Below are 296 nucleotides of genomic sequence, written 5' to 3'. Positions count from 1 at the left end.
GAACAGAGACTTCTTGTAGCTTCTATCTGCACGTTCGTTGGTTACTGCATAGAAGGTGTCCGCCAAAGCGATTAACATAGCACCACGGTGTATTTGTTCGTTTGCCAAATTCTTTGGGTAGCCTTTACCATCATATCGCTCATGGTGTTGAGCAACCATCGTGGCGGCTTCTGTCCAACCTTCCATACGACTTAGAAATTCTGAGCCCATCTCTATATGGCCGCGAATAGTACGAAATTCCTGGTCGCTTAGTTTGCTAGGCTTATTAAGTATGTCGGGCGAGACTAAAGACATGC

Annotated in this window: 1 protein-coding gene; it reads right to left on the bottom strand. The window is 45.9% G+C overall.

Going from position 1 to position 296, the window contains the following annotated elements; genetic code table 11:
* Positions 1-296 (bottom strand): HD-GYP domain-containing protein (locus A3766_RS08795; protein WP_156508798.1); only part of this gene is annotated, 296 nt, incomplete at both ends.

It is taken from the genome of Oleiphilus sp. HI0132 (assembly GCF_001635845.1).
This window is presented reverse-complemented; position numbering and strand designations above follow the sequence as displayed.